23 protein-coding genes are annotated in these 23,428 nt (G+C 66.8%); 11 read left to right on the top strand and 12 right to left on the bottom strand.

What is annotated here, in order from left to right; all coding sequences use genetic code 11:
• Positions 1 to 15: 15 nt before the first annotated feature.
• From CAL22_RS18420 to CAL22_RS18405, 4 genes are read right to left on the bottom strand one after another with little or no spacing between them, the layout of a single operon-like run.
• On the bottom strand, positions 16 to 1,236 hold the full coding sequence (locus CAL22_RS18420; RefSeq protein ID WP_094815677.1) for a CaiB/BaiF CoA transferase family protein: 1,221 nt from the start codon (positions 1,234 to 1,236) through the stop codon (positions 16 to 18).
• A 14-nt stretch (positions 1,237 to 1,250) separates the two neighbouring features.
• On the bottom strand, positions 1,251 to 2,207 hold the full coding sequence (locus CAL22_RS18415; RefSeq protein WP_094815676.1) for a Bug family tripartite tricarboxylate transporter substrate binding protein: 957 nt from the start codon (positions 2,205 to 2,207) through the stop codon (positions 1,251 to 1,253).
• Between the two features lie 44 nt (positions 2,208 to 2,251).
• Positions 2,252 to 3,187 carry a LysR family transcriptional regulator gene (locus tag CAL22_RS18410; protein ID WP_094815675.1) on the bottom strand — a complete coding sequence of 312 codons (936 nt, stop codon included), beginning with the start codon at positions 3,185 to 3,187 and terminating at the stop codon, positions 2,252 to 2,254.
• The gene (locus tag CAL22_RS18405) at positions 3,184 to 4,128 is read right to left on the bottom strand and encodes a Bug family tripartite tricarboxylate transporter substrate binding protein (RefSeq protein WP_094815674.1); all 945 of its coding nucleotides are present in this window, start codon (positions 4,126 to 4,128) and stop codon (positions 3,184 to 3,186) included. Before CAL22_RS18405 ends, CAL22_RS18410 begins: the two co-directional genes overlap by 4 nt.
• A gap of 178 nt (positions 4,129 to 4,306) precedes the next feature.
• On the opposite strand from CAL22_RS18405, the gene CAL22_RS18400 reads away from it, so the two are divergent.
• Positions 4,307 to 6,616 (top strand): acyl-CoA dehydrogenase, encoded by a 2,310-nt coding sequence (locus tag CAL22_RS18400; protein ID WP_094815673.1) that lies wholly within the window; start codon positions 4,307 to 4,309, stop codon positions 6,614 to 6,616.
• Between the two features lie 218 nt (positions 6,617 to 6,834).
• Positions 6,835 to 7,479: an FMN-binding negative transcriptional regulator gene (locus CAL22_RS18395; protein WP_094815672.1), complete on the top strand. Its 645-nt coding sequence runs from the start codon at positions 6,835 to 6,837 to the stop codon at positions 7,477 to 7,479.
• 30 nt (positions 7,480 to 7,509) lie between these two features.
• Here CAL22_RS18395 and CAL22_RS18390 read toward each other — a convergent pair whose 3' ends face one another.
• On the bottom strand, positions 7,510 to 8,265 hold the full coding sequence (locus CAL22_RS18390) for a GntR family transcriptional regulator (protein ID WP_094815671.1): 756 nt from the start codon (positions 8,263 to 8,265) through the stop codon (positions 7,510 to 7,512).
• A gap of 258 nt (positions 8,266 to 8,523) precedes the next feature.
• On the opposite strand from CAL22_RS18390, the gene CAL22_RS18385 reads away from it, so the two are divergent.
• From CAL22_RS18385 to CAL22_RS18375, 3 genes are all read left to right on the top strand, one after another.
• Positions 8,524 to 8,937 (top strand): carboxymuconolactone decarboxylase family protein, encoded by a 414-nt coding sequence (locus tag CAL22_RS18385; RefSeq protein WP_094815670.1) that lies wholly within the window; start codon positions 8,524 to 8,526, stop codon positions 8,935 to 8,937.
• The gene (locus CAL22_RS18380) at positions 8,934 to 9,839 is read left to right on the top strand and encodes an NAD(P)-dependent oxidoreductase (protein WP_094815669.1); all 906 of its coding nucleotides are present in this window, start codon (positions 8,934 to 8,936) and stop codon (positions 9,837 to 9,839) included. The genes CAL22_RS18385 and CAL22_RS18380 overlap by 4 nt, the downstream gene beginning before the upstream one ends.
• Positions 9,840 to 9,935: 96 nt before the next feature.
• A complete protein-coding gene (locus CAL22_RS18375; protein WP_244193940.1) occupies positions 9,936 to 10,910 on the top strand; it encodes a Bug family tripartite tricarboxylate transporter substrate binding protein in 975 nt (324 codons plus the stop codon).
• Positions 10,911 to 10,914: 4 nt separating this feature from the next.
• Here the strand turns inward: CAL22_RS18375 and CAL22_RS18370 are convergent, their stop codons facing one another.
• From CAL22_RS18370 to CAL22_RS18355, 4 genes are read right to left on the bottom strand one after another with little or no spacing between them, the layout of a single operon-like run.
• Positions 10,915 to 11,676 (bottom strand): ABC transporter ATP-binding protein, encoded by a 762-nt coding sequence (locus CAL22_RS18370; RefSeq protein ID WP_094815667.1) that lies wholly within the window; start codon positions 11,674 to 11,676, stop codon positions 10,915 to 10,917.
• A gap of 7 nt (positions 11,677 to 11,683) precedes the next feature.
• Entirely contained in the window at positions 11,684 to 12,133 is a 450-nt protein-coding gene (gene azu / locus CAL22_RS18365) for an azurin (RefSeq protein ID WP_094815666.1), read from the bottom strand.
• A gap of 22 nt (positions 12,134 to 12,155) precedes the next feature.
• Positions 12,156 to 13,187, bottom strand: coding sequence for a FecCD family ABC transporter permease (locus CAL22_RS18360; RefSeq protein ID WP_094815665.1), 1,032 nt, complete (start codon positions 13,185 to 13,187; stop codon positions 12,156 to 12,158).
• Positions 13,188 to 13,194: 7 nt separating this feature from the next.
• Entirely contained in the window at positions 13,195 to 14,289 is a 1,095-nt protein-coding gene (locus tag CAL22_RS18355) for an ABC transporter substrate-binding protein (protein ID WP_094815664.1), read from the bottom strand.
• A gap of 156 nt (positions 14,290 to 14,445) precedes the next feature.
• Between CAL22_RS18355 and CAL22_RS18350 the strand changes: the two genes are divergently transcribed.
• The 3 genes from CAL22_RS18350 to rocF all read left to right on the top strand — a co-directional run bounded on the left by CAL22_RS18350 (position 14,446) and on the right by rocF (position 17,384).
• The gene (locus CAL22_RS18350) at positions 14,446 to 15,129 is read left to right on the top strand and encodes a response regulator transcription factor (protein WP_094815663.1); all 684 of its coding nucleotides are present in this window, start codon (positions 14,446 to 14,448) and stop codon (positions 15,127 to 15,129) included.
• Entirely contained in the window at positions 15,089 to 16,381 is a 1,293-nt protein-coding gene (locus CAL22_RS18345) for a sensor histidine kinase (protein ID WP_244193939.1), read from the top strand. The genes CAL22_RS18350 and CAL22_RS18345 overlap by 41 nt, the downstream gene beginning before the upstream one ends.
• Before the next feature lie 79 nt (positions 16,382 to 16,460).
• Entirely contained in the window at positions 16,461 to 17,384 is a 924-nt protein-coding gene (gene rocF / locus CAL22_RS18340; protein ID WP_094815661.1) for an arginase, read from the top strand.
• Here the strand turns inward: rocF and CAL22_RS18335 are convergent.
• Together CAL22_RS18335 and CAL22_RS18330 are read right to left on the bottom strand one after the other, a co-directional pair.
• Entirely contained in the window at positions 17,375 to 18,001 is a 627-nt protein-coding gene (locus CAL22_RS18335; protein WP_143276997.1) for a fimbrial protein, read from the bottom strand. The genes rocF and CAL22_RS18335 overlap by 10 nt on opposite strands.
• A gap of 143 nt (positions 18,002 to 18,144) precedes the next feature.
• A complete protein-coding gene (locus tag CAL22_RS18330; protein ID WP_094815660.1) occupies positions 18,145 to 18,927 on the bottom strand; it encodes a winged helix-turn-helix domain-containing protein in 783 nt (260 codons plus the stop codon).
• A gap of 352 nt (positions 18,928 to 19,279) precedes the next feature.
• Here CAL22_RS18330 and CAL22_RS18325 point away from each other — a divergent pair, with 352 nt between their 5' ends.
• The 3 genes from CAL22_RS18325 to CAL22_RS18315 all read left to right on the top strand — a co-directional run bounded on the left by CAL22_RS18325 (position 19,280) and on the right by CAL22_RS18315 (position 21,149).
• Positions 19,280 to 19,804 carry an META domain-containing protein gene (locus tag CAL22_RS18325; RefSeq protein WP_094815659.1) on the top strand — a complete coding sequence of 175 codons (525 nt, stop codon included), beginning with the start codon at positions 19,280 to 19,282 and terminating at the stop codon, positions 19,802 to 19,804.
• A 75-nt stretch (positions 19,805 to 19,879) separates the two neighbouring features.
• On the top strand, positions 19,880 to 20,374 hold the full coding sequence (locus tag CAL22_RS18320; RefSeq protein ID WP_094815658.1) for an META domain-containing protein: 495 nt from the start codon (positions 19,880 to 19,882) through the stop codon (positions 20,372 to 20,374).
• Between the two features lie 43 nt (positions 20,375 to 20,417).
• Positions 20,418 to 21,149, top strand: a complete 732-nt coding sequence (locus CAL22_RS18315) for a sulfurtransferase (RefSeq protein WP_094815657.1) — start codon at positions 20,418 to 20,420, stop codon at positions 21,147 to 21,149.
• Positions 21,150 to 21,187: 38 nt separating this feature from the next.
• On the opposite strand, the gene metG is transcribed toward CAL22_RS18315, so the two are convergent.
• Complete coding sequence (metG, locus tag CAL22_RS18310) at positions 21,188 to 23,263, bottom strand: methionine--tRNA ligase (RefSeq protein ID WP_094815656.1); 2,076 nt, start codon at positions 23,261 to 23,263, stop codon at positions 21,188 to 21,190.
• Positions 23,264 to 23,428 lie beyond the last annotated feature (165 nt).

Raw genomic sequence — 23,428 nt, 5'->3', positions numbered from 1 at the left:
AAGGGTTTCCTGATTTCAGATGGTTTGTTCGGCGCGCAACTGCGCGATGTCCGTGGGCGACAGGCCGAGCTCGGTCAGCACTTCGTCGGTGTGCTGGCCCAGCGTGGGCGGGCCCTGATCCAGGCGCAGGCTGGTGTTGCGGAAACGCATGGGACTGCGCACCTGGGGCATGGACATTCCGTCCGGGTGAGGCACGTCGAAGCGCATTTCGCGGTGCTGCACCTGCGGGTCCTGCAGGACGTCGGCGATGGTGTTGATGGGCGCCGACGGCACGCCCTCGGCCTCCAGGGCCGCCAGCAGCGGCGCTTTGTCGTGGCGGATGAGTTGCTCGTCCAGCCAGGGGTCCAGTTCGCTCAGATTGGTCACCCGCCCGGCGTTGCTGCGGAATCGCTCGTCCTGCGCCATCTCGGGATGGCCCAGCACCCGGCACAGTTTGACGAATTGCGAATCGGAGCCGATGGCCAGGATGATGCGCCCGTCGCGGCACTGATAGACGCGCTGCGGCTGGATGTTGGGATGGCGGTTCCCCCGGCGCTGCGGAACCTGATCCGACAGCATGTAGTTCATGGCCTGGTTGGCCAGCAGGGTGACGCCTACGTCCAGCATGGCCATATCCACATGCTCGCCTTCTCCGCTGACTTCGCGCCGCGCCAGCGCGGCCAGAATGCCGGTGGCCGCGTACAGCCCGGTGATCAGATCCACCATGGGCACACCGATCTTCATGGGGCCGCCGCCGGGACGATCGTCGGACTCGCCGGTGATGCTCATCAGGCCGCTCATGGCCTGGATCATGAAGTCATACGCCGGTTGTTGCGCGCGTGGTCCGGTCTGCCCGAAGCCCGTGACCGAACAATAGATCAGGCGCGGGTTTTCGCGCTTCAAGTCTTCATAGCCCAGACCCAGGCGGTCCAGTGTGCCGACCTTGAAGTTCTCCAGCACCACGTCCGCCTCGCGCGCCATGCGGCGGATGAGGGCCTGGCCCTTGGGCGACTTGAGGTTGACCGTCACCGAGCGCTTGCCGCGGTTGCAGATGAGGTAATAGCCCGATTCCCCCGTGCGCGAGCCGTCCTCGCGCTTCAGGAAAGGCGGCCCCCAGGCGCGGGTATCGTCGCCGACTTCGGGCTGTTCGATCTTGGTGACGGTGGCGCCCAGGTCGGCCAGGGTCTGGCTGGCCCAGGGGCCGGCCAGTACCCGGCTCAGGTCGAGGACGCGGATGTGAGAAAGCGGATGAGGCATGGAGACTCCAGGGACTACTGTTCGGCGATGCCGGCTTGATTGATGACCTCGCGCCAGCGCGCCTGCTCTTTCTTCAGCAGTTCGGCCATTTCTTCGGGGGTGTTGGAGATGGCGAGGATGCCCTGATCGAGCATCTTGGCTTTGACCTGAGGCTCGGCGATGCTGGCCTGGATGGCGCTGGCCAGTTTCTGCACGACGGCCTCCGGCGTGGCCTTGGGCACCGAGATGTAATTGACCGGCGAAGCGTCATAGCCGGGCAGCGAGCGCGACATGGGCGGCACGCCGGGCAGGATGGCGATCTCGCTGGTGGTGGTCACACCCAGCGGAATCAGCCGCTTGTCCTTGATGAAGGAGGTATAGATGCCGACTGTGTCGATGGCCAGATCGCCATTGCCGGCGACCAGGTCCTTGACCGCTTCGCCCGTGCCTTTGTACGGGACGTGCTGCAGCTTGATGCCGGCCAGAATCTGCAGCAGCTCGCCGTTGAGGTGGCTGGAGGCGCCGATGCCGGCCGACACGAAGTTCAGTTCGCCCGGGCGTTTCTTGGCCAGCGCGATGAGCTCATCGAGCGTCTTGACGCCCAGTTTGTCGTTGACCACGAGCACGCTGGGCGCCAGCGACACCTGCGACACCGGGCGCAGGTCCGCCGGGTCGTAAGGCATGTTCTTCATGAGATAGGGCAGCGTCATCTGCTGGCCCGGCGTCGTGTAGAGCAGGGTGTAGCCGTCGGGGTCGGAACGGGCCACGGCGCCGGCGCCGATCACGCCGCCGGCGCCGGCCTTGTTCTCGACCACCACGGGCTGACCCAGGCGTTTGCTCAGGCTCTCGGCCACCACGCGCGCGGTCAGGTCCGCGCCGCCGCCAGGCGCGAAGGGCACGACCAGCCTGATGGGTTTATCGGGGTAGGCGGCCATGGCGGGTTGGAACCATGCGGCCAGGGCCAGCAAAGCGGCCGGAAGTACGCGTTTCATGAAAGTCTCCTCGTGTGCTTGCCCGCGCGGCGGGCTGTTTGTTGTCAGGGTCGGACGGCGAGTCGGGGCGTGGCTTCCCGGGCCATATCGCGCAGCAAGGTGGCGACCACCTTGACGGCCTGGGTGGGGCGATCGGTCAGCATCAGCGAAACGATGCGCAGCACCGAGGGCTCGACGATCTCGGCGGCCTGCAGCTCGCCGCGCCCGACTTCGGCGGCCACCACATGCCACGGCAAGACGGTGTAGCCGGCGCGCTTGACGGCCATCTGCTTCTGGATGAAGCCCGAGTCGGCCTCCACCAGCAGGCGGATCTCGATGTTGTGCCGGCGGCCCATTTCGTCGAGCATCATGCGCACCGACGACGGCTTGCGCGAGAGCACCAGCGGCAGGCCGTCGAGCCGCGCGAAGGGCACCTGGGGGGCGGCCGTGATGCGATCGCCCGGCGGGCCGATGAGATACGACGGCAGCCGCAGCAGCACGTCCTCGTCATTGCCCAGGGCATCGTGGCTGCGGTAGGGCAGGCCGATATCGATTTCGCGGCGTTGCAGCCAGCTCTCGATCTGGCCGGCCGCGCTTTCGACGATCTGCAGCTGGATGCCCGGGTGCTCCCGTTGCACGCGCAGGATGAGCGGAATGATGAGCGCTTCGCTCAGGGAGGGCAGGGTGCCGATGCGCACCAGCCCGGTCACCCGGCCCTGCGCGGCGGCGACCACATCATTGAGGTCGTCGGCGCTGGCCAGTACCTGTTCGGCCATGGGCAGCACCTGTTTGCCGAGTTCGGTCAGGCTCACGCCACGCCCGTTGCGCGTGAACAGATAGCCGCCGCATTGCTTTTCCAGCATGGACAGATAACGGCTGACCGCCGGCTGGCTCACGCCCAGATCGATGGCGACTTTGGTGATGCTGCCATGCCGCGCCACCAGCGAAAAAATACGCAGCGCGCGCAGGTCCCAGCCGGCGCCGTCTTGGCTTGTGCTCATGGTTGTGCGGAGAGATGCTCGGCCGCGATGATGGCGCTCCAGCGCTGCACTTCGCTATCGAAGAAGGATTGGAATGCCGCCTGGTCGCGGTAGACGGCGATGGCGCCCATTTCGTTGGCCCGTTGCTGCACGGCCGGATCGGCGACGACCTTGGCGAGTTTCTGCTGCAGGGCCTGGACCTCGGCGGGCGGTGTCTTGGCGGATACGAAGATGCCCCACCAGCTCGAGGCGTGCACATTGGGGGTGCCGAGTTCGTCCAGCGTGGGCACGTCCGGCGCCTGGGGCAGGCGCTGCGGGCCGGCGACGGCCAGCGCGCGGATGCGCCCGGTGGTCACGTGGTTCATGGCTTGCGGGGTGTCGAAATACGCGTCGACCTGGCCGCCCAGGAGATCGTTGATCGCCGCCGAGGTGCCCCGATAGGCCACATGCGTGACCTTCAGGCCCAGCTCACGGGCAAAGAGCGCGGCGGCCAGATTCGGGCTGGAACCCACGCCGGAGTTGGCGAAGGACAGCCGGCCTGGCGATTGGCGCGCGTAATCCACCAGCTTGGGCAGCGTGTCGGCGAGATCGGCGCGCACATACAGCACCAGCGGGCTGATGGCGACCTGGGCCACGGGCTGCAGGTCCTTGGGATCGTAGGGCAGCGCCTTGATCATGGCCGGGTTGGTGGCGGTGCCGACGCTGCCCAGCAACAGCACCTTGCCGTCGCCGGCGCTTTTGGACACAAAGGCGGTGCCGATGGCGCCGCCGCCGCCCGGGCGGTTGTCCACCAGGATGGGGTGAGACTGGCCGGCCTGCAGCTTCTCGGCCAGCACGCGGCCATACAGATCGGTGATTCCGCCGACCGCGTAGGGCACGACGATACGCTCGGGGTCGGCGGCATGCGCCAGGGACGCGGCGGTCAGGGCAGCGGCCGCCAGCCAGCACTTCATAACCTGCATGGATGTCTCCTCGCCTTTGGGGGGCGCTTCTTGGTGTAGACGCATTCTAGGAAGGAAATTTGGCCCGCATCACAGGGATTCGCTAATAGCTGCTCTCAGCGTTGCGTTATGAACCAGCGGCCGCGCCAAACCTAGAATTTGGCCCATTGCAGGCATGTCCTCATGACCAAGGATCACGATGAAGGTATTCGACGCTTACTCGCTGTTCGGGCCGCTGCCGCGGCAGGCCGAATTCATGGAGGCCGCCGCAGGCATCCTGGCGCAGGTCTCGCCCATGAAGCGGTTGCGCGCTCTGCGCGCCACCTGCCCGGGCTGGGAGGCGGACACCTGGCGCCGGCTGGCCGAGGCCGGCTGGACGTCGGCCACGGTGCCCGAGCCGCTGGGCGGCCTGGGGCTGGATATGGAAGTGCTGGGCGCGATGGCTACGGCGGTGGGCGAGGCCCCGGTGCCCGAACCCTATCTGGGCGCCGGCGCCTTGCCCGCCCTCGTGCTGCCGGCCTTTGCCGCGCATCCGCTGGCCGCCGAGCTGCTGCAAAGTGTGATCAGCGGGGAGACGGTGGTGGGGCTGGCCTGGCAGGAAGAGCCCGGTGAACTGCTGCCCAACTCGGTGTCGACCTCGGTGGCGCGCGAGGGCGACCGCATCCATCTGATCGGCGCCAAACGCTGGGTGGCGCCGGCGGGCGCGGCCGGCTGGCTGGTGCACGCGCGCCTGGGCGAGTCACCGACGCTGGTCTGGGTACGCCCGGACGATCCCGGCGTGCGGGTCGAGAATGAGCTGCGGGTCGACGGCAGTATGCTGTGCTCGCTGCATCTGGACACCGTGATCCCCGGCTCGCGCATGCTGGGCGAAGGCGCCGAAGTCGATGTGGTGTGCGCCCGCGCGCTGGAGACCGCCCGGCTGCTGCAATGCAGCGAGCTCTATGGCATTGCCCGCCGGGTCTATACCCTGACGTTGGACTATCTGAAAACGCGGGTGCAGTTCGGCCGCCCGATCGGCGCCAATCAGGCCATTCAGCACCGCATGGTGGACGCCTACGTCAGTGTGCAGGTCTGCGGGGCGTTGCTGGCCGACAGCTATCGCCAGGCGCAGCGGTTTCCGCAGTCCCTGGGCCGCCAGGCGGCGCTGGCCAAAGCCCGGATCGCCGAGCGCGTGATCGCCCTGTGCCGCGAGGCGGTGCAGTTGCACGGGGCCATCGGCTACACCGACGAGTACGACATCGGGCTGTATCTCAAGCGCGCGCTGCAGACCGCCAGCTGGCTGGGCAGCCCGCGGACACTGCTGGCGCGCTACTACGCATTGCGGCCGCAACGCGACACGGTGCAGGACGGGCCTGTCGCGCTCGGCGACGACTACAACGCCATGAGCGACGAGGCCTTCCGCCAGCGGGTGCGCGGTTTTCTGCGGCAGCATTATCCCCAGGCCCTGCGGCATGTGCCGCGCCGCTTGCGGCTGGCCGAAGTGCGCGACTGGTATCTGACCCTGTCGCGGCATGGCTGGCTGGCGCCGGCATGGCCGCGCGAGCATGGCGGCATGGCGCTGTCGCCGGCCAAACTGCTCATCTTCTTCGAAGAGATGGAAGGCTGGGGAGCGGCGCGGCTGCCCGATCAGGGCATCATCAATCTGGGGCCGGTGTTGATCCAACATGGCACCGCCGAGCAAAAGGCGCGCTATCTGCCGCGCATCCTCTCCGGGCAGGATATCTGGTGCCAGGGGTACTCCGAACCCAATGCCGGGTCGGATCTGGCGTCGCTGCGCACCGAGGCGCGGCGCGAGGGCGATCAGTTCATCGTCAACGGCCAGAAGATCTGGACCACGCTGGCGCATGACGCCAATCATATTTTCGCGCTGGTGCGCACCGACACCAGCGGCAAGCCGCAGGCAGGCATCAGCTTTTTGCTCATTGATCTGGCCACGCCGGGCGTGACCATCCGCCCGATCACCAACATCATCGGCGAACAGGAGTTCTGCGAAGTCTTCTTCGAGAACGTCGCTGTGCCGGCCGAGAACCTGGTCGGCGGCCTGAACCAGGGCTGGGCGATCGCGAAGGATCTGCTGGGTTACGAGCGCGTCTTTGCGGGCAGTCCGCAGCAATCGCGGCAGGCGCTGCACCATCTGGAGCAATTGGCGCACAGCCAGTCCTTGTTCGAGCTGCCCGAGTTCAGTCAGGCGTACGCCGGCCTGCTGGGACAGGTGGCCGAACTGGAAGCGCTTTATGGCCTGTTTGCCGATGTGGTGCGGCGCGGCGAGCTGCTGCCCGCCTCGGTCTCCGGCCTGAAAGTCCTGGCCACCGAGACTTACGTCGGCATCGCGCGCGAGATCGTGCGGTGGGCCGACGAGGCTGGCGGCACCTGGAGCGGCGTGCCCATGGCCGACGGCACGCAACTCATTCCCGGCGCGCCCTTTTTGCAGTCTTTGGTGACCACCATCTACGGCGGTTCCAACGAAATCCAGCGCAATATCGTGGCCAAGGCCGTGCTCGGGCTTTGAGCACGCCAGCCCGTCGCGCCCCTGCCCGCGGCGGCAGGGGATGCCGCCCTGCTCCCTGACCCGGGACGGCGCGGCGCGCGGGCAGGCGCCTCCTGTCGCGGCGGCGATGCGGCGTGAGCCGCGTCCGGCTCTGGCTCCTGCCAAAAGGCCGGGGCTGGCCCTATCGTTTGCGCCGCCTGCCGCGCAAAATAAGGGCCTTCTTGTCCCGGACCGCACTTATGTATATCCCCGCCCACTTCAACATCGAGGATCGCGCTGCGCTCGTCGCCTTGATCCGGGAGTTTCCGTTGGGGGTGCTCATCACGCACGGCGCCGCGGGGCTGGATGCCAACCATATCCCGTTCGAGCTGGACGAGAGCGCCGGCGGCCTGGGGGTGCTCAATGCGCACGTCGCGCGCGCCAATCCGCTCTGGCAAGAGGCGGCCGATGGCGATGAGGTATTGGTGGTGTTCCGGGCCGAGCAGGCTTATATCTCGCCCAACTGGTATCCCAGCAAGCACGAGGCGCACAAGCAGGTGCCCACCTGGAACTACCGCGTGGTGCACGCGCGCGGACGGCTCGCGATCAAGGACGATGCGCGTTTCGTGCGCGGCGTCGTCGCCCGGCTGACACGCCAGCACGAGGCCGCGGAGCCGCGGCCCTGGAAAATGACCGACAGCGCGCCGGACTTCATCGATGGCATGTTGCGCGCCGTGGTCGGCATCGAGATCACGCTCACCTCGCTCGAAGGCAAGTTCAAGCTGAGCCAGAACAAAGCGGCCCGCGATATCGAGGGCGCGGCGCGGCAATTGATCGAGCGTGGCGCGCCTGGTCTGGGCGAAGTGATGCAGGCCTGTGCGCAGGCCAAGACGCGCGGCGACTAGTTTGTCTGGCGGGCCGCACCCGCCACGGCGTTACCTCGCCGCGCCCGGGCGCGGGGCCTCGGCAGCGAGCTCGGCCTCTTGCTGCGCCGTTTCGGCCTCTTGCCGGCGCAAGACATCCAGCGCAGTGCGCTCGGCGTTGACGATGTGATCGCGCGCCGCGGCTTGCGCGCCTTCCGGGTCGCGGGCTTTGATGCAGGCAAAGATGCGATCGATCTCGGTCAGGCTTTGCGGCAGGCGCTGCGGGCTGCCAAACGACGTGGCCCGCAAGAGATTGATGCGCGACAACAGGCCCGGCAGCATGTCCTTGACCAGCGCGTTGTCACAGCCGTCGAGCAGCACGTCATAGAACTCGCGCTTGGCCGTGAGCAGGCCGGCCTGATCGCCCTTGCCGGCTTGCTCGCGCAAGGCGGCCACCGCTAGTCGCAGACGTTCCATGTCGGCCTCGCTGGCCAGCCGCGCGAACTCATGCGCCGCATACCCTTCAAGCAGGGCGCGCAAGGCATAGAGGTCGCGTGCGGCCTTGGCCGTGATGCGCACCACGGTCGGGCCGCGATGCGGTTCGATGGTGATCAGGCGCTCGGCTTCCAGCGTGCGCAGGGCCTCACGCAAGGTGGGGCGGCTGATGCTCAGCTGCTCGCACAGTTCATGCTCGCGCAATCGGTCGCCGCCTTTGATACGCCCCTGCATGATGGCGGTGCGCAAGTATTCCTCGACGCGCGAGCGCAATGTGCTGGGTTTCTCGAAAACGGTATCGGACGGGCGGGCCATGGTTTCCTCGGCATACATGTCATGGCGGGCCGGGCAGCGGCCGCGCACGAATAAGGCCGAACTATATCCCGTCGCACGCTCACGCCCGGCAGGGACGGCGGGCGCCTTGCCCGGCAGCGCGCATCCCCCCGGCGGCCGAGCCCATGTCGGGATTATGGTTTTTGCACTATTGACTGTCAATAAGATTGTCTGACAATATGACGGTGAATCACGACAACCATGAGGCCGGAGATGCCGCCAAACGGCCCGGCCGCCACGACCTGAGGAGGATTTTCCATGGCAGACAAGCAAAACCCCGTCCAAGCGCTCTTTGATCAAGGGCTGGAACTGCGCCGCGAAGTGCTGGGCACGGAGTATGTCGACGGGTCGCTGGCCCGCGCCAATGACTTCATGATGGCGTTTCAGCGCATCACCACCGAGTGGTGCTGGGGCTATGCCTGGGGCCGCCCGGGTCTGGAGAAAAAAACGCGCAGCATGCTCAATCTGGCCATGCTCACCGCGCTGAACCGCCCGGCCGAAATCAAGCTGCACGTCAAGGGCGCGCTCACCAATGGCGTGAGCGCCGAAGAGATCAAGGAGATCCTGCTGCACGCGACGGTGTACTGCGGCATCCCGGCCGGTCTGGACGCGTTCAAGGTCGCCAATCAAGTGCTGGAAGAAGAGGGCGCCTTCAAGGCGCAACAGGCATGAGCGCGCCTCGCGTAGGTTTCATCGGCGTGGGCAGCATGGGCTGGCCCATGGCAAGCCAGCTGCATCAGGCCGGTTTTGCGCTCACGGTCTTTGACGCGGCTGCGGGTCAGGCAGACCGCTTTGCGGCCGAGGTCGGCGGGCAGGCGGCGGCCGACTGCGCGGCGCTGGCGCGCCAGAGCGACATCATCGTCACCATGTTGCCCACCAGCGCCATCGTCGAGCAGGTCTTGAGCGGGGCCCAGGGCGTCCTGGCCGGGCTGCAGCCCGGCGCGGTCATCGTCGAGATGAGCTCCGGCGTACCGGCGCAGACGCAACAGCTCGCCCAGCGCGTAGCGGCGGCCGGCGGCGAGCTGGTCGACGCGCCGGTATCGGGCGGCGTGCCGCGCGCGCGCACCGGCGAGCTGGCCATCATGTTCGGCGGTGAAGCCGCCACGCTGGAGCGCCTGCGCCCGCTATTGCAGGCCATGGGCAGCTCCGTGCTGCACACCGGCGCGGTGGGCAGCGCGCATGCCATGAAAGCCCTGAACAACCTCGTGTCGGCCGGCGGCTTTCTGATCGGCGTCGAAGCCATGCTGATCGGCCAGCAGTTCGGGCTGGATCCCGAGGTCATCGTGGACGTGCTCAATGCCTCCACCGGCATGAACAATTCCACGCAAAAGAAGTTCAAGCAGTTCGTGCTGTCGCGGGCCTTTAATTCCGGTTTCGGCCTGGATCTGATGGTCAAAGACCTGGGCATTGCGCTGGGCATGGCCGATGACACCGGCACGCCGACGCCGTTCGCGGCCTTGTGCCGCCAGATGTGGGCCTCGGCGGGCAAGTCGCTGGGCCAGGGGCAGGACCACACCGCCGTGGCGCGGCTGTCCGAAGACCTGGCCGGCGTCGAGCTCAAGCCCAAAGCCTGATGGCAGGCGGGGCTCGCCCCGCCGCCTACCTACCTACCTACCTACCGACAACGATATCCGTCCCAAGGATGGAGGGCGTTCTGCGCCCTGGAGACAATGATGAAAGCAATCTGGTTGGCAGCGGCCTGCATGGCCTTCGCATCGACGGGCGCCAGCGCCCAGGACTATCCCACCCGCGCGATCTCCATGGTCGTGCCCTATGCCCCGGGCGGTTCCACCGACGGATTGGCCCGCATCGTGGCCAACGCCATGAGCAAGAACCTGGGTCAGACCGTCGTGGTCGAGAACCTCGGCGGCGGCGGCACGATGATCGGCAACCAGAAGGTCACGCGCGCCACGCCCGACGGCTACACCATCACGTTCGGCAACATGGGTTCTCTGGCGATCGCGCCGTCGCTCTATCCCAAATCGAATTTCGATCCGCGCCGCGACATGGTGGGCGTGGGTCTGGTGGCCACGGTGCCCATGGTGCTGTCGGTGAGCAAGGCCAGCGGCATCCAGACGTTGCCGGAGTTTGTCTCCCGCCTGCATGCCAAGCCCAACTCTCTGAACGTCGGCAATGCCGGCTCGGGATCCACCAGCCACATTGCCGCGGCCAACTTCCTGCATGTCACGCAAAGCCAAGGCATGCAGATTCCGTACCGGGGGGCCGGGCCCGCCATCTCCGATCTCATGGCCGGTACGGTGGATGCGGTGATCGACCAGACGGTCACCATGATTCCCCTGCACGAGGGCGGCCGGGTGCGCGCGCTGGCCGTGGCCAGCCCGGCGCGTCTGCCGCAGATGCCCGATGTGCCGACCTTCGCCGAAGCCGGCGTGCCGGCTTTCGATATGAGTGTGTGGAACGGCATCGCCGCGCCGGCGGGCACGCCGGCTGCCGTGGTCAAGCGTCTGGAAACGGCTTTGGCCGCTGCGTTGAAGGATCCCGCGGTGCGTGAATCGCTGGACAAGCTCGCCGCGCAGGCTCCCACGCCGCAACAGGAGGGCGCCGCGGCGTTCCAGGCGCTGATCGCCCGCGATGTGCCGCGCTACGAGGAGCTGATCCGCGTGGCCAACGTCACCGTCAACTAAGGGGTCACAGGGGCGTGCGGGCCAGGCCTTCGATATAGAGATAGGGCCTGGCTTGCCCCTGCAGGCTGGCGCGCACGCCATAGGCGCGCTCCAGCACCTCGGGTTGGATGACCTCGCGCGGCGCGCCTTCGGCCAGCAGTGCCCCGGCGCGCAGCATCAGGGCATGATCGGCGTGGCGCAAGGCGATGTTCAGGTCATGCAGAACCACCAGGGTGATGAGACCATGCTCGCGCGTTTCCCGTTTGAGCAGGTCCATCACGTGAAACTGGAAGTTCAAATCCAGCGCCGAGAGCGGCTCATCGAGCAGCAGCACCCGGGGCCGGCGCAACAAGGCCTGGGCCAGCGCCACCAACTGCAACTGGCCGCCCGACAAGGCATCCAGCGTGCGGTCGGCCAGCGCGGCGATGCCAAGGTGTTCGAGCAGCGCCGCCACGCGCTGCGGCGCCTCCGCTTGCCGGCGCTGTCCGCAGGCAATGAGCACGGCCTCGAAGACCGACAAGCGCACCGCCCGGGGCAATGCCTGCGGCATGTACACCAGGCGTTGCCTGCGCACGGCCGGCGGCAGCCGCGCCAGGTCCTGCCCATCCAGGCTCAGGTGTCCCTGCGCGGGAAGCAGGCCGGCCAGCGCGCGCAGCAAGGTGGACTTGCCGCTGCCGTTGGGGCCGAGCAAGGCGCTCAGACGGCCGGGTTGCAAACCGGCTGCGCTGACCTCATGCAGCACCGGCCGCGAACCGTAGCGGGCGCTCAGGCCCTGGATGTGCAGCATGGGCGGCTCAGTTGCCCAATACCAGCGTGCCGCGCATCTTCTCGGCGTGGGCCGGGAAGGAGCAGTAATAGGTATAGGACTGCCCCGCCGCCAGACGCTTGACGGGGAAGGTCACCGTGGCGGTTTCCTGGCCGCCGAGCATGGGCGTCTTGGCCAGGATGCGCGCATCGCCCGGGGCCAGCCAATCGCTCGCCGGGCCGGCACGCATGCCGTCGAGCATGACGGCATCGGTGTCTTCGCTGCGCGTGAGCACCCAGTTGTGCCCGGCCTTTTCCTTGCTGTTGTGGCCCACGTGCACCAGGCGCACGGTGAAGAACTCGCATTGCGCGGGCACCGCGATGTGGTCGGGCGAGAACTTCTTGCCCGGGCGGCCTTCGACATCGATGCTGCAGGCATCGCCGGCATGCGCCGCGCCGCTCAGGCAGAGGGCCGTCAGGCCGAGGATCAGTGCTTTCATGCTTGCTCCAGAAGACAAGACGTCAGCCACGCCGCATGGCGCGCACGACGATGGTGAGAAAAAACGGAATGCCCACCAGGGCGGTGACGATGCCGATCGGCACGAGTACGCCGGGCAGCAGCGTCTTGGAGGCCACCGAGGCCAAAGACATGATCAGCGCGCCGGCCAGGGCGCTGGCCGGCAGGTAGTAGCGGTGGTCTTCGCCGGCCAGCACGCGGGCGATATGCGGCGCGACCAGGCCGACGAAGCCCACCGTGCCCACAAAGGACACCGCCAGCGCGGCCAGGGCGCTCACGCGCAGCAGGCTGCCCAGACGCAGCCGGCCTATGTCCACGCCCAGGCTGGCGGCGCGCTCTTCGCCCAGGCGCAAGGCCGTCAGTTTCCAGGCATCGCGCGCCGAAAACGGCGCGGCGAGCGCCAGAGCCAGGGCCAGCACGGCGGTCGACAGCCAACTGGCGCGCGCCAGGCTGCCCATGGTCCAGAACACAATGCCCTGCAAGGCTTCTTCGGTGGCGACGAACTGCAGCAGCATGATGAGCGCCTGGAAGCTGTAGACCAGGGCAATGCCAAAGAGCACGACGCCCAGCGTGCTGCCGCCGCGCGCCACGCGTTCGAGCACCAGCACGGACAGCAGCGCGGCCGCGAAGGCGCACACCGAGACCGTCAGCGCCGGCGGCAGCAGCGGCAGATGCCAGTCCAGCGTGATGGCCAGCGCCGCGCCGAAGGCCGCCGCGGCCGACACGCCCAGGGTGTAGGGGCTGGCCAGGGGGTTATCCAGCACGGTCTGCATTTCGGCGCCGCCCAGCCCCAGGCACATGCCGACCAGCGCGGCGGTCAAGGCATAGGGCAGCCGGAAGTCCCAGACGATCACACGGGTCGCGGCGTCGGCCTGTCCGGGATGCAACAGGGTGCTGGCCAGCGCATTCAGGCTCAGCCCCGACGGGCCGGTAGCCATGTCCAGCAGCAGGGCGGCCAGGATGGCCAGCGCCAGCGATAGCGTCAGGGCGAGACGGCGGCGCTGGGTGTGGCGATAGTGCGCAATCGTGGCGTGCATCGCGGTCTCAACGGGTCCAGTAGCTGCCCTGGCCGTCGAGCTGCACGAAGTCCCGATACAGGCGGTCCATCGACGCTTGCGGGTCCAGGTTGCTGTCGGGGTAGAACCACTTGGCCAGCGCTTCGATGGCGACGATGTTGTACGGCGAGTTATAGAAGGCATGCCACAGGCCGTGGGCGCGGTGCTGGCGCACGGCGTCCAGATCCTTGATGCCGGCGCGCGCCACGACCGCCTGCAGACTGTCGCGGGCGGTCTGCGGCGTGACGCCCGGGCCGGCCATGATGCCCGGACGGCCCGGCTCGCTGCGGCTGCCGGTGGCGACATACACATCGGGTTGCGCTTTGAGCAAAAACTCCAGGCTGACGTCGCCGATGGCCCCCGGCACCAGGTCGCGGGCGATATTGCGGCCGCCGGCGGCGGCCACCATGTCGCCCAGACCGCCGCCGCCCGTGGTGTGGCAGCAGGCCGGCCAGACGCCCGCCAGCATTTCCACGAACACGCGCGGGCGCCGCTCGGCGGGCACGGCCGACACCACGGCGTCCACGGCGGCGCGGCGTTGTTCGGCAAAGGCGATATAGTCCTCGGCCTCGCGTTCACGGCCCAGGGCCTGGCCCAGCAGACGCAGGCTGGGCAGGGTGTGCTCCAGCGGCTTGGCGCGGAAATCGATGAACAGAATCGGGATGCCGGCGCTTTGCAGGGCGGCGATCATGGGGTTGGCCGGGCCGGGGCCGTGGCCGCTCAAGCCGAAGATGGCCAGATCGGGATGCAGCGAGACGATGCGCTCGGGGCTGACACTGGCCTCGGAGTTCTTTCCGATGAAGGGAATGTCGGCGGCCTGGGGATAGCGGTCGAGCAACTGTTTCCAGGCTTGCGGATCCTGGGCCTTGAGTTCGCCCTGCCAGCCGGCGATGCGCGCCACCGGATTGGCCCGATCCAGCAGCGCCATGGCAAAGACAAAGCGGCCCTCGCCCAGCAGGATGCGCTGGGGTCGATCGGGGATCTGCACCTGGCGCCCCGCCAGGTCCGTGACCTCGCGCGCCAGGACGGCGGGCGACAGCAGGGCGGCGGCCAGGGCCACGGCCGCGATACGCAGGCTTTTCACGCGTGTTCTCCATGCAGGAAGGCCATCGCAGAGCGGTTCTGAATGAAACGTATTCCTGATCGGCGGGCAGTATGCGCTTGCGGGTCTCAAGAATTCGTTAAGACGCCAGGCCCGCCCTACAATGGGCGCCACCCCTGTCCTGAGACCGGCCCCGCCATGCGCATTCTCGTTATCGAAGACGATCCGGACATCCTTGCCAACATCGCCCATCACCTGGGCGCGCGGGGCTATATCGTGGATTGCGCCAGCGACGGGCAGCAGGGCTATGCCCTGGCCGCGGCCAACGACTTCGATCTGATCGTGCTGGATTTGATGCTGCCCCGGCTCGATGGCCTGCAGCTGTGCCGCCGCCTGCGCCATGAGGCCGGCCGCGTGACCCCCGTCATCATGGTCACTGCCCGCGACACCCTCGACGAGCGTCTGCAGGGGTTCGATGCTGGCGCCGACGACTATCTGGTCAAGCCTTTTGCCTTGAGCGAACTGGCCGCGCGCATCAAGGCGGTGCTGCAGCGCGCGCAGCCCGCCACCGCGGCCCGGGTGCTGCAAGTGGGCGATCTGCAATTGCACACCGATACGTTGCGTTTGTCGCGCGCGGGCCAGCCGCTGCGGCTGCCCCCCGCGCCGCTGCAACTGCTGGCCATGCTGATGCGCGCCAGTCCGGCGGTCGTGCCGCGCGCGCGTTTGGAGGAGGCGCTGTGGCGCGATTCGCCGCCCGACAGCGACAGCCTGCGCACGCATATCCATCAGATACGCCAGACCGTCGACAAACCTTACGACCAGGCCTTGCTGCACACCGTGCATGGCATCGGCTACCGCCTGGCGGCTGACGATGGCGCCTGATTCGCGGCTGTCGCGCCATCTGGTGCTGACTTATCTGTGCCTGAGCATTGCCGTGGGCGCGGTGCTGTCGGCCTTGTCGCTGTGGACGGTGGTCAAACTGGAGGAACACTTGCAGCGCATCGACATGGGCATGGCGGTCGAGCGCGTGCGGGGCGATTTTCTGGCGGGCAAAGACATCGGCCGAGCCGAGCGGTTTTTTCACGGCGAGCCGGGCAGCACGGCTTTTCCGGACTGGCTGCGCGGGATTTCCGCCGGGTTTCACAAACTCGAGCATGGCGGGCGCATCTGGCATGCCATGGCCGACGACCATGCCGGCACGCGCTATGTGCTGCTGCGCGACTACACCGAGTACGAGCACAGCCAGTTGCGCTCGCACTGGGTGACGGTGGCCGCGCTGGCCGGCAGCCTGCTGGCCGCCTTCGGCCTGGGCGCGCTGGCCAGCCGGCGCTTTGTGCGCCCCTTGCTCAAGCTGGCCGAGCAGGTGGGCTCGCGGCCGGGCTTGCCGCCGCGCACCCGCTTGGCCCAGGCCTATCCGGCCAATGAGATCGGCCAGCTCGCGCAGGCCTTTGACGAAACCTACAACCAGCTCGAGCAGGCCCTGGAGCGCGAACGCTTGTTCACCGCCGATGTCAGCCACGAGTTACGCACGCCGCTCATGGTGATCGCCAGCAGCGCCGAAGTGCTCGACGACGCGCCCGGCCTGCCGGCGGAGGTGCGTACGCAGGCCATGCGCATCCGCAAGGCCGCCACCGAAATGCAGCAGCATCTGCAGGCCCACTTGATGCTGGCGCGCGGCGCGGCGCCCGCCAGCGGTTTCGCCCAGGCAAGCGCGCGGGACGTCGTCCAGGAGGAGTGCCGGCGCTGGTTGCCCCGTGCCGAGGCCTTGGGCTTGCAGTTGCAGTGCCGCGCCGGGGCCGATAGCACGCTGCTGTGGCCGGCCGCCTTGCTGCATGTCGTGGTGTCCAACCTGATCCGCAATGCCCTGCAGCACGCCCAGGGCGCGGGCTGGATAGGCGTGAGCGCCGAGGACGACTGCATTGCGGTCGAGGACGATGGCCCGGGCATCGCCGCCGAGCGTCAGGAGGCGCTGTTCGCGCCCTTTGTCAGCGGCCCTGGCGGCACCAGCGAAAACCTGGGCCTGGGTCTGTCGCTGGTGCAGCGCATCTGCCAGCATCAGGGCTGGCGTATCGAGCTGGATGCGGCGCCGGATCGCGGCTGCCGCTTCCGGATCTGGCTCGCCCCTGTGGAGTAGCCGGCCGTGCGCCAGCGGGCGCGCTTGCGCGGGGCGTGGTCTTGGCTGAAGATGGGCCAAACCGCGCCAAGGAGACGCCATGCAGGCCTGGGATGTCAGTTTGATCGGGGTGCCCACCGACGTGGGAGCCGGGGCCCGGGGGGCGTCCATGGGCCCGGAGGCCTTGCGCGTGGCGGGCCTGACAGCCAGGCTGCAGCGCCGCGGGCAGCGGGTGCATGATCGCGGCAATCTTGCCGGCCCGCCCAATCCCTGGCTGCCTGCCGAGCAGGGCTATCGCCATCTGGACGAAGTCATCGCCTGGAACCAGCGCGTGCACGACGCCGTGTATGCGGAATTGCAGCGCGGCCATTTCCCTATCATGCTGGGCGGCGATCACTGCCTGGCCATCGGCTCGATCAGCGCGGTCGCGCGCCATTGCCGGGCCGCCGGCAAAACCCTGCGCGTGCTGTGGCTGGATGCGCATACCGACTTCAATACCCAGTTGCTCACGCCCAGCGGCAATCTGCATGGCATGCCGGTGGCCTGCTTGTGCGGCAGCGGGCCGCAGGCCCTGACCCATCTGTCGGGCGTCTGCCCGGCGCTGCAGCCCGCCTGGTTGCGGCAGATCGGAATACGCAGCGTGGACGAGGGCGAGCGCTGCCTGGTCGAGCAGGCAGCGCTGGCGGTGTATGACATGCGTCATATTGACGAGGCCGGCATGCGCGCCACCATGCAGGCCGCGTTGGCCGGCCTCGATGAGGGCACGCATCTGCACGTCAGCTTCGATGTGGACTTTCTGGATCCGGAGGTCGCGCCGGGCGTAGGTACCCCGGTGCCGGGCGGCGCCACCTATCGCGAAGCCCAGCTTTGCATGGAGATGATCGCCGACACGGGCCGCATGGCGTCGCTGGACATCGTGGAGCTCAACCCCGCGCTGGATGTGCGCAATAAAACCGCGATCGCGGCTGCCGAACTGGTCGAGAGCCTGTTCGGCAAGTCGACGTTGATCCGGCGTCAGGGGTAGACGATGGAGTACTGCACGTAGCTGACGAGTTTGCCAGGGGTCACGTTGCTGGCGCCGGTTCTCACATACCGGGCCAGATAGCGAAGCGTGGCCGCTTTGCCGGTGACTGTCGCGCCTTGGGCGGCTTGGGCCGTCTCGTCGACGCCCACCTTGAGGGTTGAGCCATTCGGGTTGGCCAACTGGATCTGCACGTTGCTAAAGACGTTTCCAGGGGAATTCGGGATCGACGTCTGCTTGGTCGCTGCGCTGGTCGTCGAGTAGGCGAGCAGATTGCCCGAGTCATAGTCGGTGGTCAGCCCGGGTTCGAAATACGCTTTCAGCATCTTGGTGTTGAGCGAGTCAGGGCATTCGCTCAGCTTGATTTCAAATGGCGTGGCGCCCGCCGTGTCATTGACGTTAGGGATGGCTTTCGTGCCGATCTTGGGCAGCGTGACCACCAGGTTGTACGGCGGCTGATTGCCATTGATCTTGCACGTCTGATCGGTGATCTCGCCGTTGATGGTGATGGTGCCGTCCACGGCGTGAGCGGCGGGGGCGGCCATCATGGTGACCACCATCAACGATGCCGTGGCGGCCTTGACACATTCAAACGGGGTTGGGGTATTGCGGTCGTTCATGGCTATACCTGTCTTGCGGAAGAGCCTTCAGTATGCCGAGGCAGCTTCGTCGGACATGCCCTAAAAACGCCGGTTTTGATTATTACTATAGTGATTAACGTCGAGCCGAATCAGACAGGTTTTCCGGTCGTTTCCGGGGCGCGTCAGGCCGGCTCGGCCGTGTCGGGCTCAACCTCGGCCGCGAACATATAGCCCCACCCGTGGACCGCCCGGATGGGCAGAGCCATATGTTGCAGGGCCGCCTTGCGGCGCAAGCGGCTGACCATAACGTCCACAAAGCGGCTGCGCTGGGTGCCCGCCTCCGCGCCCAGCTCTTCCGGTTGCAGGGCGTCGCGGCTGAGCTTGCGCTCGGGGGCGGTCATCAGGCGCGTCATGAAGGCGCGTTCTCCGGTGGTCAGGCCCATGCTGCGTCCGCTCGGGTTCACCAGTGTCCAGCCCTGGTTGGCCAAGCGCCATTTGGCCACCGCGCCCGGCCAGCCGCGCAGCTCGGTGATCTCCGGAGCCATCTCGGCGGGGCTTTCCAGGCGTTCTTCGGTGTCGGCGGCCAGCGCGGCCAGGCCGGCGATGCGGCGCAGCAAGGATTGCAGCACGGCGGCCAGTTCCAGTCCGCTGGCGTCGCGGTCCAGGCAGGCATCGGCGCCGCACAACAGCGTGCGCACCCGCGCCTCGCTGTCGGCAAACCGGGCCAGCGCGATGATGCCGATCGCGCGGTCCATGGCGCGCAGGCGCACGGCCGCGATGTGGATGTCGGCCAGCGGCGCGCACAACACCAGCAGGGGGCAGGTTTGCCTGCCGTAGTGCTCGTACAGCCCGGTCAGATCCTGACAGACGCGCACCCGGAAACCGAGGCGGCTCAGGCTGCCCAGTTGTTCTTCATGCGTGGCATCGTCTTTGATGAGAAAGATGACATCCAGCGTACTGTTCATTCGTTTATCCGAGTGCATGGGCGGCTGCCGGCGGCTGGCTGGGGCCGTGGGCGCGGCTGTCTCCTGAGCCTGGCGGCGCAGCATGGCCTTTGCCCTGTCAAGCGCATGCCTGTGGCCAATTTAAGCACAAATGTGTTTATTTGTGAATATAAGTTTCCATTTTGAAATAGAGGCCGCCGGATTATGCGCTTTGCCGGTTACTTATCGCTTTTTTCTGCCAGTTTTGTATAACAGAGATACATTAGTTTCTATATGTATCTTTCTGTGCCCCGCTGACGCTCGCCGGGCCGGCTGGCCGGATTCCGGTCGCGCGGTTACAGTAGGCCGAAGTGCTACACACGGAGAGAGTGCGATGTCTTTCATTTCCATCCCTCGGGCAATGGTGTGCGCAGGCGTGCTGGTGGCGATGGCCGGTTGCGCCACGCATACCGGCCAGGCGCGTCCCGAGGGGGCGGCCGCCGCCAATGCCGCCACCAGTGCCGATTCGCTGGCGCAAACCCGGTGGGAGCTCACCAGCTGGGTCGACGCCCTGGGCAATCAGCGCAATATTCCGCATGGCGACAATGGCGAGCCGATCTCGCTGACCTTCCTGGCCGATGGCAAGCGTTACATCGCGCAGGGGTTCTCGGGCTGCAATCGTTACAGCAGCACCTACAAGCTTGAGGCCGGCAAACTCAGCATCTCCGCGCCGGCCTCTACGCGCATGGCCTGCACCGATGCGCAACGCGCCCAACTCGAGGCCGACTACCTGCGGGCGCTGGCCGATATCCGTTCGTTCACGCTGGACGCCAGCGGCGCGCCGCGGCACCTGACCTTCAATGTGGCATCCGGCGACGTGCTGGACTTCACGCGCCGCAAAGACCCGCCCACCCCCTGAGGCGGTGGCGGGCCGGGCGGGCCTAAAATAGCGCCTCCAGCCGGTTCGACCGGTCAGTAATCGATGGAGGCAGCCATGCCCGTTTCTCTCCGCCCTCTGGGTGCTTTGGTGTTCGTGTTCAGTCTTGCGGCCTGCGCCTCGCGGCCGGCCGCGCCGCCCATCGTGGGGCAGCAGCCCGGACAGCAATCGGACGTGCTGGCCCAGACCAGCTGGGAGCTGGCGCGCTGGACCAAGCCGGGCGGCGCATTGCGGCCCGTGCCGCACGCACACAGCAACGAGCGTCCCATCACGCTGGACTTCAATCGCCAGCAGGGCAAGGGCCAGGTCTCCGGGTTCGGCGGCTGCAACAACTATGCGGCGCAATATGTGGTGGCCAATGGCTCGCTGCTGCTGCAAGACACCCCCGTGTCCACGCGCATGGCTTGCCCGGCCGCCAACATGCAGCTGGAGCAGGACTATCTTGCCGGCCTGACCCGCATCACCAAGACGCAGTTCGATAATGTCGGCAACCCCAGCCGCATGAGCCTGACGCTGTCGTCAGGCGATGTGCTGGACTTCGCCCGCCGTTGATTGCCTGCATTTCCCGATCGTTCGCGTCATTCCTGTTGTTGCCATGTCCATCGTCAATATTGCTGCCTATAAATTCGTGAGCCTGACCGACACCGCCGAGCTGCGCGAGTCGATGCAGGCGCAAGCGCACGCCCTGTCGCTCAAGGGCACCATCCTGCTCGCGCCCGAAGGCATCAATCTTTTCCTGGCGGGCGCCGGCGCGGCGATCGACGATTTTCTGGCCAGCCTGCGTCAGGACGCGCGCTTTGCGGATCTGGAGGTCAAGTTCAGCCTCTCGCAGGACGTGCCCTTCGGCAAGCTGCGCGTCAAACTCAAGCGCGAAATCATCCGCATGGATCACCCGGCCATCCGGCCGGAGGCCGGGCGCGCGCCCAGCGTGGACGCCCGCACGCTGGCGCGTTGGTTGGAGCAAGGGCGCGACGACGCCGGGCGCGACGTCGTCATGCTCGACACCCGCAACGCCTTCGAGGTGGATGTGGGCACCTTTCGCAATGCCATCGATTGGCGTATCGAGCGCTTCACGCAGTTTCCCGACGCGGTGCGCGCGCATCGCGCCGAGCTGGAGGGCAAAACCGTGGTCAGCTTCTGCACCGGCGGGATACGCTGCGAGAAGGCCGCGATCTTCATGGGCGAGCTTGGCATCGAGCACGTCTATCAGCTCGAAGGCGGCATCCTGAAATACTTCGAGGAAACCGGTGGCCCTGGCTACGAGGGCGCCTGCTTCGTGTTCGATGAGCGCGTGGCGCTGGACCCGGCTCTCAAGCCGGTGGTCTGAAAAAAGCGCCGCGGATCTCTCCGCGGCGCTTGTCGGCATCAATGGATGCGCATGCCGGGCTGCGCGCCCGGCCAGGGTTCCAGCACATAGATGCCGGCATCGACCTTGTCGTCGGCATGGCTGGCCGCCAGCACCATGCCTTCGGAGACGCCGAACTTCATTTTGCGCGGAGCCAGGTTGGCCACCAGCACGGTGAGCTTGCCGATGAGGTCTTGCGGGGCGTAGGCCGACTTGATGCCCGAGAACACATTGCGATGGCGGCCCTCGCCGGCATCCAGCGTCAGGCGCAGCAGCTTGGTCGAGCCCTCCACCTCTTCGCAATTGACGATCCTGGCGATGCGCAGATCGACCTTGGCGAAGTCATCGATGGAGATGGTATCGGCCAGCGCTTCGCCGCCCGGCGTGGCCGCCGGTTCGGCTTGCGGCTCGGGCGCTTCGAACAGCGCATCCAGCATCTTGGGGTCCACGCGCTGCATCAAGTGCTTGAAGGGCGCAACCTGCGTGGGCAGTTCGGCCGCATCGGTCCAGACGAAGTCGCGCTGCGCGCCGAAGAGCTCGCGCGCCACGCGCGCGGCCAGGGCCGGGAGCACCGGGGCCAGCATCACCGACAAGGCCTTGAAGCCGGCCAGCGCGCGCGAGCACACATCCTGCAACTGGGCGCGGCGCGCCTCGTCCGCTTCGGCGAAATTCTTGGCCAGCACCCAGGGCTGGGCGGCGTCGAAGGCCTGATTGATGCCGTCGGCATAGGCCATGATCTCGCGGATGGCGCGGTTGTACTCACGGCTTTCCAGCGCGGCGCGGATGGATTCGGCCTGTTGCGCGAACTCGGCCGACAAGGCTGCCGTATCACCCAGGTAGGCGAGCCGGCCGTCGAAGTAACGCGTGATGAAGTTGGCCGCGCGGCTGGCGATATTGACGTACTTGCCGACCAGATCGCTGTTGACGCGGGCGATGAAGTCGTCGGGGTTGAAGTCCATGTCCTCGACGCGCGCATTCAGCTTGGCGGCCATGTAATAGCGCAGCCACTCGGCATCCATGCCCACGTCCAGGTAACGCAGCGGCGAAATGCCGGTGCCGCGGCTCTTGGACATTTTTTCGCCGCTCACGGTGATAAAGCCGTGGACATTCAGCGCGTCGGGCGTCTTGCGGCCCGCAAACTTCAGCATCGCGGGCCAGAAGAGGGCGTGGAAGTAAATGATGTCCTTGCCGATGAAATGGACCTGCTCGGTCGGGCCGGCCGGGTCGAGCAATGCATCGAAATCCATGCTGGTTTTGGCGCAATACGACTTCAGTGAGGCGAGGTAGCCCACCGGCGCGTCCAGCCAGACATAAAAATACTTGCCCGGCGCATCGGGGATTTCAATACCGAAATAGGGGGCGTCGCGCGAAATGTCCCAGTCGCCCAGCTTGGCCTGGCCGTCATCGGTGCCCAGCCATTCGCGGGTTTTGGCCTGGACTTCGCTTTGCAGATGCCGGTTGCCGTTGCGGTTGCTGCCGGTGGTCCATTGCTGCAGAAACTCCACGCAACGCGGATCCGACAGCTTGAAGAAGAAGTGATCCGAGCGCTTGAGCACGGGGGTCGCACCCGTCAGCGCGGAGTAGGGCTGGATCAGCTCGGTCGGGGCATAGACCGCGCCGCAGACCTCGCAGGAGTCGCCATACTGGTCCTTGGCGTGGCAGCGCGGGCATTCGCCCTTGATATAACGGTCGGCCAGGAACATGCCCTTGACCGGGTCGAAGAACTGCTCGATGGAGCGCGTCTCGATCAGCCCGGCGGCCTTGAGCGCGCCATAGATCTCATGCGAGAGGGCGACATTTTCGGCCGAGTCGGTGGTGTGCCAGTGATCGAAGCGGACGTGAAAGCCATCCAGATAGCGCGGCCGCTCGGCGGCGTAGCGGGCCACCAGCTGCTGCGGGCTGATGCCTTCCTTTTCGGCCTTGAGCATGATGGGCGCGCCGTGCGCGTCGTCAGCACCCACGAAATGCACGGTATGACCCGCCATACGCATCGAACGGACCCAGATGTCGGCCTGGATGTACTCCATGATGTGGCCGATATGGAACGAACCGTTGGCGTAGGGAAGGGCAGTAGTGACAAATAGCGTGCGTGACATGACGGATTTGACGGTGGGAAGAAGGCGGGTAGTCCGCCGGGCAGAAGCCGGCTATTTTAGAGCCAGGCGCGGCGGGCACGGGCGGGCGGCCAAGCCTGCGAGGGCCTGCCGCCGAAAGGGACATAGTAAACGGTACGCGCCTGGAGCAGGCGCGCAGCAGGGCCA

Origin of the sequence: Bordetella genomosp. 12 (genome assembly GCF_002261355.1) — a bacterium.
GTDB lineage: Bacteria > Pseudomonadota > Gammaproteobacteria > Burkholderiales > Burkholderiaceae_B > Bordetella.
The sequence above is the reverse complement of the archived record's forward strand: the minus strand, read 5'-3'. Positions and strand labels throughout refer to the sequence as shown.